Origin of the sequence: Streptomyces sp. NPDC050439, assembly GCF_040655335.1 — a bacterium.
In the GTDB taxonomy this organism is placed as follows: Bacteria; Actinomycetota; Actinomycetes; order Streptomycetales; family Streptomycetaceae; genus Streptomyces.
Window position 1 is genome coordinate 55,238 of sequence record NZ_JBFAJT010000002.1, and the last position, 13,633, is coordinate 68,870.

The following is a 13,633-nucleotide window of genomic DNA, read 5'->3' on the forward strand; positions in this document are numbered from 1 at the left end:
GAGCCCGCACACCATCGGCGGCTACAGCATCCGCACCTCGCCCGCGGTCTCGGGACGCTTCGCCCACCAGTGGTGGTATCTGCTGTAGACCGTCACCTCACGCTCACCGAGAAAAGCCGTCAAGGCCTGGGCCTCCACGGCGAGTTGATCCCAGGTCTCCGGTGGCAGCGGGTGGAAGGCCGTGGCCTCGATGCCGTCGTCCAGCGGACGCCACACACCGGCGACATGACCGTCGACCAGCAACGTGGGCAGTACGTCGCCGTTGCGCCGGATGACCCACGGCCGGTAGGCCGGGGGTATCACCCGGCCGCGGTCGGAGTAGGCCAGCAGAACGCTGTCCCACATGGCCATCAGGCGGGCAGGAGCGGGAGTTTCGGCGGGCGGCCGGGAGGCGCCCGGGATGTCGAAGAGCACGTCCCCGTCCGGTCCCTTGAGCTGCTCGACGGTGTCGCCCAGCGCGAGCAACGCCGCGCGGACGGGCGCCCTCTGCACCATGGCGAACTGCGCCACGTCCGCGACCGACGCGGGCCCGAACCCCGCCAGATAGCGCAGGATCAACGTCCGCAGCGCCTGCGGGTCCGCCGCCCGGCCCGTAGGGACGAATCCGTGCGGGGCCGCGACAAAGGACGGCCGGTGACCGAAGGACCAGGGATGTTCCGTCGGGGCGTGGTGCAACGGCGCGTACCCCTTCAGCCCCCACCACGCCCCTTCCTTCTTCTCCGCGCCGAGGCGTTCCTCGACCCACGCCTGCATCTGTGCCGAGGTCCGCGGCCGTGCGGCGAAGTCGAGGAGCTCCGGCACCAGTGCGTCGGCGTCGTCCGGGCTCAGCCCCGAGGCGGCGAAGCGGGAGCCGAGCCGGGAGGCGTACAGGGTGGGCTGCAACGCGGCACGGAAGGCGGGGTAGTCCTCGGCGTGTACGGCGTGCAGCGTGATCCGCATCAGGGTCGCCTTGACCAGCGAACGCTCGGCGAACGCAGCGTCGAGGTCCGCCGCGGTGAAGCCGGTGAGCCGGTTCCACAGGGCGACGTAAGGAGAGGCAGGTTGCTGTGCCTGGAGCGCGACCACGCGCCGCATGCCTTCTTGGACGGTCAACGGCTCACGTTCAAGAAGCAGTTGACGGCTGAGGGTGGCCCGGTTCAGTTCGCGCGCGGTGATCGTCACAGTGAAGGATTGTGCCCTTCCCGCGCTCGCGCGTCGTACGCGCTCAGCGCGGCCCGCAGCGTCAGCAGATCGGTGTGTGCAGCGAGGTCGAGGCCCGTGAGGGCGGCGATGCGGCGCAGGCGGTAGTCGACGGTGTTGGGGTGCACGTGCAGGCGGGCCGCCGTCTCGCGGCGGTCCAGGTTCGACGTGAAGTACGTGCGCAGGGTCGCGGTCAGATCGGGGCCGTCCGCCAAGGGGGTCAGCAGGGCGGCCAGGTGCGCGCGGGCGGGGCTCGCGCGGGTGAGCTGGTAGTCGAGGAGCAGCGCGGTCAGGGGATAGACGCCCGGAGGCCGACCGGTGCCCGTCGCGGTGTCGCGCAGCTCGGTGGCCAGGCGGACGGCGTGCGGGACGTCGGCCGGGGTGCTCGCGGCGGCACCCGCGACCAGGGGCACGCCGCTGGCGGTGATGAGGGATGTGGTCAGCCTCTCCAGGCGGGCTCGGTCGCCGTCGGCGGCGCGGTCCGGCGCGAGGTCGGACGGAATGAGCGCGAGCCCCTCGTCGGCCGAGAGGCGGGAGAGGACAGGGTGGCCGAGGGCGCGGTCGAGCTCCGTACGCAGGCGTCTGATCTTGCGCCGGGAGGCCACGGTGGCGTCGACGTCCGCGCGGTCCTCGTCGGGGTGGCGGCCGATGGTGAAGGCGAGCACCAGGTAGCACGGCGGGAGGCGTATCCCCGGCTGGGCGGAGTCGAGTTGTGGGCCTCTGCCGTCGAGCAGGGCGGACAGGACGGTGTGGCGGGCCGCGTCGCGCTCCCCGATCAGCGACTGGCTCTCCTCCACGTACCCCGACGTGACGGCGGCCGTGATCTCCCGCAGGCAGTCGAGCAGCAGCCGGTGGGCCTCGATCAGGTCCTGCGGTTCGGCCCTCGCCGTCACCTCCTCCACGCAGATGCGGGCCCCGTAGTAGTAGGCGCTGACGACCGCCTCCACCGGGATGCGTTCCTCCGCGCGCCTGGCCGCCGAGCGGCGCACCGTCCGGAGGAACTCCGGGGGCGGCATGCGCTCCGTGCGCAGCACGTCGGCGAAGACCCGGATCGTCATGTCGACGATGGCGCGGACGTCCCCGTGCAGTTCCTCGGCGGGCAGCCGCCCGTAGACCGGCAGGTCGTCCGCGAGGCGCCGGGTGACCGTCGCGGCCAGCCCCGGTACGTCGGCGATCAGGAAACGGCCCACGCTTTTGTCACCGGTCACAACTGACCCCCCGGAAAGTCTGGTTGCGCGCCTAGAACACCAAGGCGTCGATGGCCCGGATCATAAGGGCGTCCGTTACCCCCGGTACACCCCACCCAGGAGAGCCCGTGCGCCCCACACGCGCCCGCACCACCGCGGTCATGGCCGCCGCCCTGTCCGCCTGCGCCCTCGGCGTGTCCCCGGCCGGCGCGACCGCCTCGCAGGCCGAGGAGCCTTTGGAGTACGTCGCCATCGGCGATTCCTTCGCGGCGGGACCCCTCATCCCCGACCAGAGCCAGTGGTCCTGTCTGCGTTCCGCACGCAACTACCCGGCCGTCGTGGCCGAGGCGCTGGACGCGCGGCTCACCGACGTCAGCTGCTCGGGCGCGAAGGTCGGCGACTTCTCCGGCCGCCAGTTCGGCCTGCTGCCGCCCCAGTACAACGCCCTCAAGCCGAGCACCGACCTGGTCACCCTGACCATCGGCGGCAACGACGTCAGCCTTGTCGGCACCGCGCTCGGCTGCGTCAATCTCCTGCCCAAGCCCGCCGGCATCTCCTGCGCCGACACCGCCGCGGCCAAGGGCGACCCCACGGCGAAGGCGATCGAGGCCTGGCGCGCCTCCTTCGGGCAGGCCCTCGACGAGGTCCACCGGCGCGCCCCGAACGCCCGGGTCGTCGTCGCGGGCTACGCCACCTACATCCGCAAGGACGGCTGCTGGCCCACCCAGCCCATCTGGGACAAGGACGGCAACTACCTCCAGGCACGCGTGAACCAGCTCAACGGCGTGCTCGCCGAGCAGAGCAAGGCTCATGGCGCCACGTACGTCGACACCGCTGCCGTCAGCGCCGGGCACGACACCTGCGCGGCGCCGTCCGAGCGCTACATCGAGGGTCTGGTGCCCACCAGCGTCGCGGCACCCCTGCATCCCAACGCCCGCGGCATGGCTGCCTTCGGTGAGGCCATCGCGAAGGCGGCGGCGCGCCCGTGACGGCCGGTGTCCCGGGACGCGAGAACCCCATGCCGATGAACCACCGCACGCGGCGGTCCTCCGCCGCATCGGCCGCGTCCGCAGTACGTCGATATGCCACCGTGCTGGCCGCGTCACTCACGCTGTCCCTCGCGCTCACCGGCCAAAGCTTGGCGCAGTCGGACGGCACCGGCCCGGCAACGGCCGCCCGCGCGGCCGGCAGCTGTCCGTCGGTCGGCGGCCACTGGGCCGACGAAGGACCCTTCACCGTGACCAAGGAGCGCGCCGGACTGAGCCACACCATCCTGCGCCCCACCGCGCTCGGCAGCCGGGGCTGCGCGAAGCACCCGGTGATCATCTGGGGCAACGGCTCGTTCGTGACGCCGGTCATCTACGACGGACTCCTGACGCACTTCGCTTCACACGGGTTCATCGTGATCGCCGCGAACACCACACAAGCGGGGTCCGGCAGCGCCATGCTCGACGGCATCGACGTACTGAAGAAGGCCGACGCCGACCCCCGAAGCCCGTATTACGGCAAGGTCGACCTGGACAAGGTCGGGGCGTCGGGGCACTCGCAGGGCGGCGGCGGCGCGATCAACGCCGGCGCGGACCCGCGCGTCGACGTGACCGTCCCCATCGAGCCGGGCCCCCAGGGCAGGATCGGCGACCTCAAGGGACCCATGTTCATCCTGGGCGGTGAGCGCGACCTCGTGGTCATCCCCGAGCTCCTGGTGATCCCCCGCTACGACAACGCCGATCACGTCCCCGCCGTCTACGGCGAGTTGGCGGGTGCCTCGCATGTGACGCCCGCGGGAGACGGCGGCGGATTCCGCGGCCCGATCACCGCCTGGTTCCGGTACTTCCTGATGGGCGACCAAGAGGCGCGCGCCGAGTTCTTCGGCGCCGACTGCGGCGCCTGCTCCTCACCGGTCTGGTCGGACTTCCGGCGCAACGCCAAGGCGATCGGCCACCGGGGCATGGGAGGTGGCGGGAGCGCCTGACGCCGGGCCGGTTGTCCGGAGTTACGGAGAACATGACTGATCTTGGTCTCCTCCTACGAACCGCGCCCCTCCAAAGTCGCATAGCGTCGCACGCATGCAACTGAGGAGGAGTCGAAGGTGACCGAAGATCTGCACAGCCGAACGGTCGTCGCCGACACGCACAACGATCTGCTCATGTCGGTGGTCGAGCGGCCACCGCACCGATGGGCGGAGTTCTTCCGCGAGCGCTGGCTTCCGCAGCTGCGCGAGGGCGGCGTGAACATCCAGGTCCTGCCGGTGTTCGTGGACGACCAGTTCCGGCCGGAAGGCGCGCTGCGCCGCACCCTGCGGATGATCGAGTGCGCGCACGCCCTCGCCGAGGGGAACCCCGAGCACGTACGCCTGTGTCTGGACGGCGACGACATCGACGCCGCCCTCGCGGCGGACCGGATCGCCCTGGTGCTCGCCCTGGAGAGCGCCCCCGGCGTCGACGCGGACGTGGAGCTGTTCCGGACCCTGCACCGCCTCGGCGTACGGATGGTCTCGATCGCCCACTGGGGGCGGTCCGCGCTCGGGGACGGCAGCGGGGAGGACTCCACCGGGTCCAGACTCACCGGGGCCGGTGCCGAGGCGCTGCGCGAGCTGCAGCGCCTCGGCATCGTGTTCGACATCTCCCATCTGGGCGCGTCCGGTGTGGCTCACGTCCTTGAGCTCTCCACCCGGCCGCTGATCGCCTCGCACTCCTCCGTACGCGCGTTGTGCGACCACCATCGCAACCTGACCGACGAGCAGATCCGCGGCGTCGCGGCCACCGGCGGCGTCGTCTGCGTCAACTTCTTCCCCGCCTTCCTGGCCACGGAACAGGAGTCGCGGACCATCGAGCGGGTCGTCGACCACATCGAGTACGTCATCGGGCTGGTCGGCGTCGACCACGTCGGCATCGGCCCGGACTTCCTGCGGGAGGTGGCCAAGGACATCACCCCGCCGTGCTGCGACGACAGCGGCTATGACGGCATCGCCCTCGACGCCTCGCTCCCCGGTCTGGACGGACCGGCACAGCTCCCCGCCCTCACCGAGGTCATGGTCGAGCGGGGCCTTGACGAGAACACCATCAGCGCGGTCCTCGGCGGCAATGTCCGGCGCCTCTTCCGCGAGCAACTGGGGAGGACCCGATGAGCGGCGCGACACAAGGACAGCAGATGCCCCATCTTCCGGCGATGCTCGCGGACCTCGAGGAACTGGTGGTGTGCGAGTCCTTCTCCTCCGACCTGACCGCGGTGGCGCGCAGCGCGGACGTCGTGGCCGCGCAGGGGACCCGCCACCTGGGCGTCCCGCCCGAACGCATCGTCGTCGACGGCGTCACCCACCTGCGGTGGATGTTCGGCACGCCCCGGGTGCTGCTGCTCGGTCATCACGACACGGTGTGGCCGATGGGCTCACTGGCCACGCACCCGTGGTCGGTGGCCGACGGCGTCGCGCGCGGTCCTGGGATCTTCGACATGAAGGCCGGGCTCGTGCAGATGTTCCACGCGCTGGCCTCGCTGCCCTCCCTGGAGGGGGTCTGCGTCCTGGTGACCGGCGACGAGGAGACCGGTTCGGACGCGTCGAGGCCGCTGATCGAGGAGGTGGCGCGGCAGTGCGCGGCGACCTTCGTCCTGGAGGCCGCGGCCGACGGCGGCGCGCTGAAGACAGCCCGCAAGGGCACCTCCGCCTACGAGTTGGTGGCGCACGGCAAGGCGGCCCACTCCGGCCTGGAGCCGGAGAAGGGCATCAACGCGGCAGTGGAGGCCGCGCATCTGACCCTCGCCCTCGAAGGACTGGCCGAGGAGATCAACGTCGGCGCCCCGCAGGACTGGCGCACCACCGTGGTCCCCACGGTGGTCGGCGCCGGCACGACGACCAACACGGTGCCCGCGGAGGCACACGTCTCGGTGGACGTCCGTGTCCCGACGCTCAGTGCGCAGGAGCGGGTGGACGCGGCGATGCATGCGCTGAAGCCGACCGTGCCCGGCGCCCGCCTCGACGTACTGGGCGGCCCCAACCGGCCGCCGCTGGAGCTGACCTCCTCCGCCGAATTGTTCGAGCGGGCCCATCGCCTCGCCACGCAACTGGGTCTGGGGCCGTTGTCGTCGGCGGCGGTCGGCGGAGCGTCCGACGGGAACTTCACCGCCGGGCTCGGCTGCCCCACCCTCGACGGCCTGGGAGCAGTGGGCGGCGGGGCACACGCCGACCACGAACACCTGATCGTCGCCGAGATGGTCCCCCGCGCCCGACTGCTGGCCGCCCTCGTCGAGGAGGTCGCCCGATGAGCGCCACCACCGCGAGCGAGCCCACAGCACACGGTCTCGTCGTACAGGAACTGCACGACCTGGGTGCGCTGGAGGGCGCCAACGCCCTGTTCGAGGAGATCTGGGGCAGCGCCCCCGGCGCCTCCCCCATGGGCGTCGAGCAGATGCGGGCGCTCTCCCACGCGGGCAACTACGTCGCCGGAGCCTTCGACGACGGCCGACTGGTCGGCGCGTCCGTCGCGTTCTTCGCGGCCCCGGTCGGCGAGACCCTGCACTCGCACGTCACCGGCGCCCTGCCCGGCCACCGGGCGGGCCTGGCCCTCAAGCTGCATCAGCGTGAATGGGCCCTGGACCGTGGGCTGCGACGGATCACCTGGACCTACGACCCGCTGGTGCGCCGTAACGCCCACTTCAATCTGACCAAACTGGGCGGGCGGCCGGTGGAGTACCTCACCAGCTTCTACGGGCCGATGGACGACGTGATCAACGGCGGTGACGACACCGACCGGGCGCTCGTCGCCTGGGAGTTGAACGGTGCCGGGGCGATCGCCGCCGCAGCCTCGCGCCCCGTGTCCGTGACGGTCCCCGACGACGCCGCGATCGCGCTGTCCATGCGCGACGGCCTGCCCGTCGTCGGCCGCACCGACGCCGCCACCCTGCTGGTCGAGGTTCCGCCGGACATCGAGGGGATGCGTCGCACCGACCCCGGCGCGGCCAAGGCCTGGCGTCTCGCGATGCGCGACGTGCTCGGCGGCCTGCTGGCCGACGGCGCCCGCGTCACCGGCTTCCACGACCGCAGTTTCTACGTCGTCACGCGCGCCACCACCGCGTGACACCCGAACCACTCCACCAGGAGCCAAGCAGCATGAGCAGCATGAAGATCAACGGAATTGAACTGCGCCGGATCGCGATGCCCCTGCGGGCGCCCTTCCGGACCTCGTTCGGTGTCGAGACCGCACGCGACGTCCTGCTCGTCCGCGTGGTCACGCCCGACAGCGAGGGCTGGGGCGAGTGCGTCGCCATGTCCGAACCGCGCTACTGCTCCGAGTACGTCGACGGGGCGGCCGACGTGCTGCGCCGCTTCCTGATCCCGGCGCTGCCCGCAGCGGCGGACGCCCACGCGGTCAAGCGCGCCATGAAGCCCTTCAAGGGCCACAAGATGGCCAAGGCGGCCCTGGAGACGGCCGTTCTCGACGCCCAACTGCGCGCCGGTGGCCAGTCCTTCGGGTCCTACCTCGGCGCCGAGCGCGAGCGCGTTCCGTGCGGTGTCTCGGTCGGCATCATGGACTCGATCCCCGAACTCCTCGACGCCGTCGGCGGGTTCATCGACGAGGGCTACGTCCGCATCAAGCTCAAGATCGAGCCGGGCTGGGACATCGAGCCGGTCCGCGCGGTGCGGGAACGCTTCGGCGACGACCTGCTGCTCCAGGTGGATGCCAACGCCGCCTACACCCTGGCCGACGCCCGTCAGCTGGCCAAGCTGGACGCCTTCGACCTCCTGCTCATCGAGCAGCCGCTGGCGGACGACGACCTGGTCCAGCACGCCGCGCTCGCCAAGCAGCTGCGTACGCCGGTGTGCCTGGACGAGTCCATCGAGTCCGCCGAGGACGCCGCGGCGGCCATCACCCTGGGCGCGGGATCGATCATCAACGTCAAGCCGGGCCGGGTCGGCGGCTACCTGGAGGCCAAGGCCATCCACGACCTGTGCGTGGCCCACGGCGTCCCGGTGTGGTGCGGAGGCATGCTGGAGACCGGGATCGGCCGCGCCGCCAACGTCGCGCTTGCCGCGCTGCCCGGCTTCACCCTCCCCGGCGACACGTCGGGCTCCAGCCGCTACTTCGCCACGGACATCACCGAGCCCTTCGAACTGGCCGACGGCCATCTCGACGTCCCCACCGGGCCGGGACTCGGCGTCGAACCGCTCGACGACATCCTTGAGCAGGTGACCACGGCCAAGGAATGGATCCAGCTGTAGCAGCGACGATCGGCCGGCCCGCGTGCTCCCGTCCTACTCCCGCGCGTCCGTGCCCGAGGAACGCATCAACCGCAGCTGCAGCATGAGCGCGAACCGCACCGACGGGTCCTGCAGGTCGGCCTCCGCCACCTCGGCGACCCGTCGGATGCGGTAGCGGAAGGTGTTGGGGTGGACGAACACGCTCGCCGACGCGGCGATGATGTCGCCGAAGGCGTCCAGCCACGCGCGCAGCGTCTCGACCAGGTGTGAGCGGTGCCGTGTGTCGTACTCCACCAGCCGGGCCACCGGGCTCAGCAGTTCGTCGCCCTGCACCGCGGCCAGGTCCCGCAGGTCCAAGAGCAACGCGTCGATGTATACGTCGCCGATCGACGCCACCCGCCTGCTGCCCAGGTCGCTCATCAGCGCCCGCAGCGCACGGTCCGCCCTGGTGCGTGAGCGGCCAAGCGCCGACGGGTCGGTCGCCACCGAGCCGATGCCGATCACCACCCGCGACCTCTTGCCGGCCCGCTCCACGAAATTGGCCGCGATCTGCTCCGCACGCTCCCGGCCCGCCACCGGGCCCGCCGGCACCGGAACCACGGCGTAGGCCACGTCCCCGAGGAGCGCGAGCGCCGATCGCGGCTGCACCGCGTTGAGGTGAATGCCCAGGGCACTGGTCAGGCGTTGGCGTTCCGCCGCGAGCTGAGCGTGATCACCCTTCTCCCCGGCGAGGCCCATGGCCATCACCACCGTGGGTTCCCTCACGAGACCGAGCCGGTCCAGGGCGTCCACCGTGCCCGTCCCGCCTTCGAGCACCGTGCTCACGAGGTCGGCCCGCAGCCGGTTCTGCGCGTCGGCGCCCGCCCGGTGGCGCAGCAGGTGCAGGGCGACGAGCTTCGCCGCGTCCTGGAACGCCTGTTCACGGTCGGGGGTCAGCGGCTCCTCGACGGCGGCCCACACCGACCCCAGGAACTCGTCACCGGCGCGCACCGCGACGGCCACCCGCGGGATGGCCGTCTCCCCCTCCTCGACCGTCGCCGGGGCGATGTGCACCGGGCGGTCACTGCGGTACAGCTCGCTGAAGACGCCCCGGCTCTCCAGGATCCGCAGATACCGGTCCGGCACCTGGCGGGCCAGGATCGTGGCGACGCGCGACTGGTCGGCCTCGTCCTGACGACCCGAGAAGGCCAGGATGCGCTGGCGACGGTCCTCGATCGTGATCGGCGCGTCCAGCAGGGTCGCGACGGCGTTGGCCAGCGCGAACAGATCACCGGACGGGACTCCCCCGAGCGATTCGACCCCCGCGTCACCGATGTCCCCTTCGGTGAGCAACGTCCGCAGGAGCTCCGTGAGCTGCGACCACGAGGCACCCTGGGTGAGGCTGATCAGGACCACCGAGGAGGCCGCCGACGCCTCGGCCAGCGCCTCGTCCTGTTCCACCGGGCCACGCACCACCAGGGCCGCCGCACCGTCCTCGCCCAGCTCGCGCAGAAGCCGGGCGATCTCCTTCACCCCGTAGACGCCGACGCCCAGCACGATGGCGCGCGGCGGGTGGGCGACCGCGTCCCCCGGGTCGTGGATGACGACCCCGCCGACCTCGTCGGTCGGTCCGGGGCTGCCGTGCACGAGATCGAGCAGGGCGGGACTGAAGTCCTCGAGCACGCGGGCAAGACTCGTGCGAAGGTTCGCGGGCACGTCACTGATCACCACCTCAGACTAAGAGGGTGACTGTCACTGACGTGCTCAGCGGCCGCGCAGGGCCTTCCAGTCGTCCTCGAGAATCGAGTACTGGACGATGTCGTGCCACACCCCGTCGACATGGCCGTAGTGGCGCAGTCGCCCCTCTCGGACCATGCCGGCCTTCTCGATGGCCCGCTGCGCGGCGACGTTCGACGGCATGAAGCCCGACCAGACGCGGTGCAGGCCGAGCCGGTCGAAGCCCAGGACGCCCAGCAGGAAGCCGATCTCGACGCTGTGGCCCACGCTGACCCGGTCGGCGCGCAGGGCCAGGCCCACCTCCGCGCTGCGGTAGCCGACGCGCACCATCCCGCCCTCGCCCGACTGGTCCTCGACGATCAGCTTCGCCGAGCCGATCAGTTCACCCGTGGCGATCTCGCTGACGCCCAGGCGGTAGTGCGTGCGGGGAGTCCGGCGGGCACCTGCCCGTGCCTGCTCGACCAGCGCCGCGGCGTCGGCGTGCCGGAAGGGCGGCATGCCGAACTCCCGGGTCGTGCGGGGGTCGCCGAAGATGCCGAGCACGCCCTCGACATCGCCGGGCAGGAACTCCCGCAGGCGCAGCGTGCTGCCTTCCACGAGGACCGCACGCTGCTCCGGCACCGGCGGCGGCCGCTCGTCGACCCGCGCCTGGGGCGATGTTCGCGGCGGCCACAGGTGGGCCTGCTCCCGCGCGGCTTCCAGGCGTTCGGTCATCGGTTGACTCCTTGGGGCTGATTCGGGCCGAACGACACGCGCGTGACCCAGAGTGGTTTTCGCGTACGGATCGCAGGAAGGAAGTTGGCCAGCGGCAGGAGCCATCCGCAGAGGAATCCCCGGCCCCGTGGTTCGCGGACCGCCCGCACGGCGGTGATGTTCGGGTGGACCGTGCGCAGCTTGCGCTGTTCCGTCGGCGTCATCCCCCAGAGCATGGGCGGCGGGCGGTACCCGGCGGGGTACTTCCAGCGGCCGGCTACGGTGCGGGCCGCCATCCAGGCGGGCGGGGTGTCGAACACCAGCTCCGCCTGGGGGAATCGGGCGGCGCAGGCCTCGATGAGCCGGTGGACCACATCGCGCGGGAGGTACATCAGCATCCCCTGGGCGATGATCAACACCCCGCGCGAGGCGTCCACTTCGTCCATCCACCGTGTGTCGGTGGCCGAACAGGGCAGCGTGCGGTGGCGTGGCGCGTCCGGCAGCAGCCGTTGGCGCAGCTCGGCGACCTCGGGCAGGTCGACCCCGAGCCAGCGCACCCGGCCGTTGTCCACCCGCCAGAACTGCGTCTCCAGACCCTCCCCGAGCGAGACGACCGTGCCGTCGGGGTGGTCTTTGAGGAAACGTCCCACCTCGCGGTCGTAACAGCGTGCCCGTACGGCCATCCCTTGCGCGTAGCCCCAGTTGCCGGTGCCGAACCGCCCCTCGAAGGGGTAGTCGACCGCGTCGATCACCTCGATCGCCTTCGGGTCCCGCAGTGCCGAGCCGGGGTCCTTCGCGGCCAGAGCGCGGTGGTGCAACGTCCATAGCGTCGTCTCGGCGACGCCATCCAACTCGGCCTTCCGCTTCTGTCCGTTCATCCGGCGATGGTCACAACACTGTCGGCGCACCAGCAAGGAGCGTCACTCCTGCGAGCGCATAGATCACTCCTTCAGTTGGGATTTACCGGATGGAGCCCCTTTCTAGGCCGCGAGTGCGGCGCGGAGGCACCGTGTTGACCCCCTCACGCCCGCCGGTCCCCCTCAACTACCGGGCGCCGCGGCCCTCTCGCCAGGATGTAGAGGAACAAGGCGGCCATGACAACGACGCCCGCCCACATGGCCTGCTGCCAGCCGTCGACGAACGACTCCTGGGCGGCGCGGACCAGCGCCTGTGCGTGGGCGCCGGAGCCGTCCGCTGCCCCGATGGCGTTGGCGACGCCCTCACGTGCGGTGTCGGCGACGCCGTCGGATTGGCCGTCGAGTCGGGCGTCGATGGCGCTGCGGTAGCCGGCCGAGAGCAGCGCGCCGAGCAGGGCCACACCGAGCGCGGTACCGAACTCCCGTGTGACGTCATTGAGTGCGGAGGCCACGCCTTGGTGCTCGCGCGGCAGCGAGTTGGTGATGGCCTCGGTCGAGGGCGTCATCGACAGGCCCATGCCGGTGCCCATGGCGAGCATGCCGGGGAGGACGGAGAGGTAGCCGCCGTCGACGGAGACGAAGAGCGCCATGAGCGCCAGACCGGCCCCGGCCAGCAGGATGCCCGCCGCCATGGTCGAGCGTGCGCCGATCCGCACGGCCAGCTTGGGGGCAAGGCCCGAGGACGCCATCATCAGCACGGCCATGGGCATCAGGGCCAGCGTGGACAGCAGGCCCGACCAGCCGAGCACGGCCTGGAAGAACGGGAAGAGCACGACGAAGATGCCTGCCTGGACACCGAAGACCACAAGAAGCGTGAGCGAGCCGCCGCCCAACGAGCGCTCGGCGAACAGGCGCACGTCCAGGAGCGCCGCGTCCCTGCGGCGCAGCTCCCAGACCACGAACCCGACGGCGGCCGCGGCACCCACGACGAGGCCGAGCAGGGTCGCGGGGGCGGTCCAGCCCCGCTCGGATCCCTCCTGCAGGACGAAGATGAGCCCGACGACCGCGACGACGGAGGTCAGCGCGCCAATGGTGTCGAACCTGCGCCCTGACTCGTCGCGGGAGTTGGGCACGGACCGCAGCGCCATGGCGAGGGCCACGACGACCAGCGCGATCGGCAGGACGAAGAGCCAGCGCCAGCTCGCCACGTCCACCAGCGCGGCGGAGAGGAACATGCCCAGGATGCCGCCGCCTCCTGCCACCCCGGTCCATACGCCGATGGCCCGCCCGCGTTCCTCGGCGGGGAACGTGGAGGTGATGACGGCCAGCGTGATGGGCATGATCATCGCCGCGCCGACGCCGCTGAACAGGCGCGCGCCCAGCATGACTTCGGCCGACGGGGCGAGACCGGCCACCACATTGGCGACGCCGAACACGGTCAGACCGGTCAGCAGCATGGGCTTGCGGCCCCAGCGGTCACCGAGCGCGCCAAGGGGCAGGAGCAGGGCGGCCAGGCTGAGGGTGTAGATGTTGATGATCCACAGAATGGTGCTCTGCGAGGCGCCGAAGGCCATGGCGAGGTCGGGCTGGGCGACGTTGAGCCCGGACACCGAGGCGATCACGGCCATCAGGGCGATGCAGACAGCGACCAGGATCGTACGGCGCTGTCGCGCGTCCGGCGCCCCGACGTCATGGGCGCCGACGGGAGCGGGAGGTGGAGCGGCAGCGCTCGACTGTGGAGGCCGGGGGTGGTTCGTGCTCATGGGTCCCTCTCCAAGGGCGAGCGTCAAGGGGTGTGTCCGAGGGCG

The 13,633-nt window shown here is 71.4% G+C and carries 12 protein-coding genes; 6 read left to right on the forward strand and 6 right to left on the reverse strand.

The window, feature by feature from the left end:
• Positions 1 to 21: 21 nt before the first annotated feature.
• Positions 22 to 1,161 (reverse strand): winged helix DNA-binding domain-containing protein, encoded by a 1,140-nt coding sequence (locus AB0I66_RS07280; RefSeq protein ID WP_363206777.1) that lies wholly within the window; start codon positions 1,159 to 1,161, stop codon positions 22 to 24.
• Positions 1,158 to 2,387, reverse strand: a complete 1,230-nt coding sequence (locus AB0I66_RS07285; RefSeq protein ID WP_363206778.1) for a helix-turn-helix domain-containing protein — start codon at positions 2,385 to 2,387, stop codon at positions 1,158 to 1,160. Before AB0I66_RS07285 ends, AB0I66_RS07280 begins: the two co-directional genes overlap by 4 nt.
• Positions 2,388 to 2,494: 107 nt before the next feature.
• Between AB0I66_RS07285 and AB0I66_RS07290 the strand changes: the two genes are divergently transcribed.
• The 6 genes from AB0I66_RS07290 to menC all read left to right on the forward strand — a co-directional run bounded on the left by AB0I66_RS07290 (position 2,495) and on the right by menC (position 8,580).
• A complete protein-coding gene (locus tag AB0I66_RS07290) occupies positions 2,495 to 3,355 on the forward strand; it encodes an SGNH/GDSL hydrolase family protein (protein ID WP_363206779.1) in 861 nt (286 codons plus the stop codon).
• On the forward strand, positions 3,352 to 4,338 hold the full coding sequence (locus AB0I66_RS07295) for an acetylxylan esterase (protein WP_363206780.1): 987 nt from the start codon (positions 3,352 to 3,354) through the stop codon (positions 4,336 to 4,338). The genes AB0I66_RS07290 and AB0I66_RS07295 overlap by 4 nt, the downstream gene beginning before the upstream one ends.
• 117 nt (positions 4,339 to 4,455) lie before the next feature.
• Positions 4,456 to 5,493 carry a membrane dipeptidase gene (locus AB0I66_RS07300; protein WP_363206781.1) on the forward strand — a complete coding sequence of 346 codons (1,038 nt, stop codon included), beginning with the start codon at positions 4,456 to 4,458 and terminating at the stop codon, positions 5,491 to 5,493.
• A 23-nt stretch (positions 5,494 to 5,516) separates the two neighbouring features.
• Positions 5,517 to 6,626, forward strand: a complete 1,110-nt coding sequence (locus AB0I66_RS07305; RefSeq protein WP_363206782.1) for a M20 family metallopeptidase — start codon at positions 5,517 to 5,519, stop codon at positions 6,624 to 6,626.
• Positions 6,623 to 7,438 carry a GNAT family N-acetyltransferase gene (locus AB0I66_RS07310; protein ID WP_363206783.1) on the forward strand — a complete coding sequence of 272 codons (816 nt, stop codon included), beginning with the start codon at positions 6,623 to 6,625 and terminating at the stop codon, positions 7,436 to 7,438. Before AB0I66_RS07305 ends, AB0I66_RS07310 begins: the two co-directional genes overlap by 4 nt.
• Before the next feature lie 41 nt (positions 7,439 to 7,479).
• The gene (gene menC, locus AB0I66_RS07315; RefSeq protein WP_363207828.1) at positions 7,480 to 8,580 is read left to right on the forward strand and encodes an o-succinylbenzoate synthase; all 1,101 of its coding nucleotides are present in this window, start codon (positions 7,480 to 7,482) and stop codon (positions 8,578 to 8,580) included.
• A 33-nt stretch (positions 8,581 to 8,613) separates the two neighbouring features.
• On the opposite strand, the gene AB0I66_RS07320 is transcribed toward menC, so the two are convergent.
• The 4 genes from AB0I66_RS07320 to AB0I66_RS07335 form a co-directional block, all read right to left on the reverse strand.
• Positions 8,614 to 10,266, reverse strand: coding sequence for a helix-turn-helix domain-containing protein (locus tag AB0I66_RS07320; RefSeq protein WP_363206784.1), 1,653 nt, complete (start codon positions 10,264 to 10,266; stop codon positions 8,614 to 8,616).
• Between the two features lie 36 nt (positions 10,267 to 10,302).
• On the reverse strand, positions 10,303 to 10,989 hold the full coding sequence (locus AB0I66_RS07325; RefSeq protein ID WP_363206785.1) for a GNAT family protein: 687 nt from the start codon (positions 10,987 to 10,989) through the stop codon (positions 10,303 to 10,305).
• Entirely contained in the window at positions 10,986 to 11,846 is an 861-nt protein-coding gene (locus AB0I66_RS07330; RefSeq protein ID WP_363206786.1) for a class I SAM-dependent methyltransferase, read from the reverse strand. The genes AB0I66_RS07325 and AB0I66_RS07330 overlap by 4 nt, the downstream gene beginning before the upstream one ends.
• A gap of 143 nt (positions 11,847 to 11,989) precedes the next feature.
• Positions 11,990 to 13,588: an MFS transporter gene (locus AB0I66_RS07335; RefSeq protein ID WP_363206787.1), complete on the reverse strand. Its 1,599-nt coding sequence runs from the start codon at positions 13,586 to 13,588 to the stop codon at positions 11,990 to 11,992.
• Positions 13,589 to 13,633 lie beyond the last annotated feature (45 nt).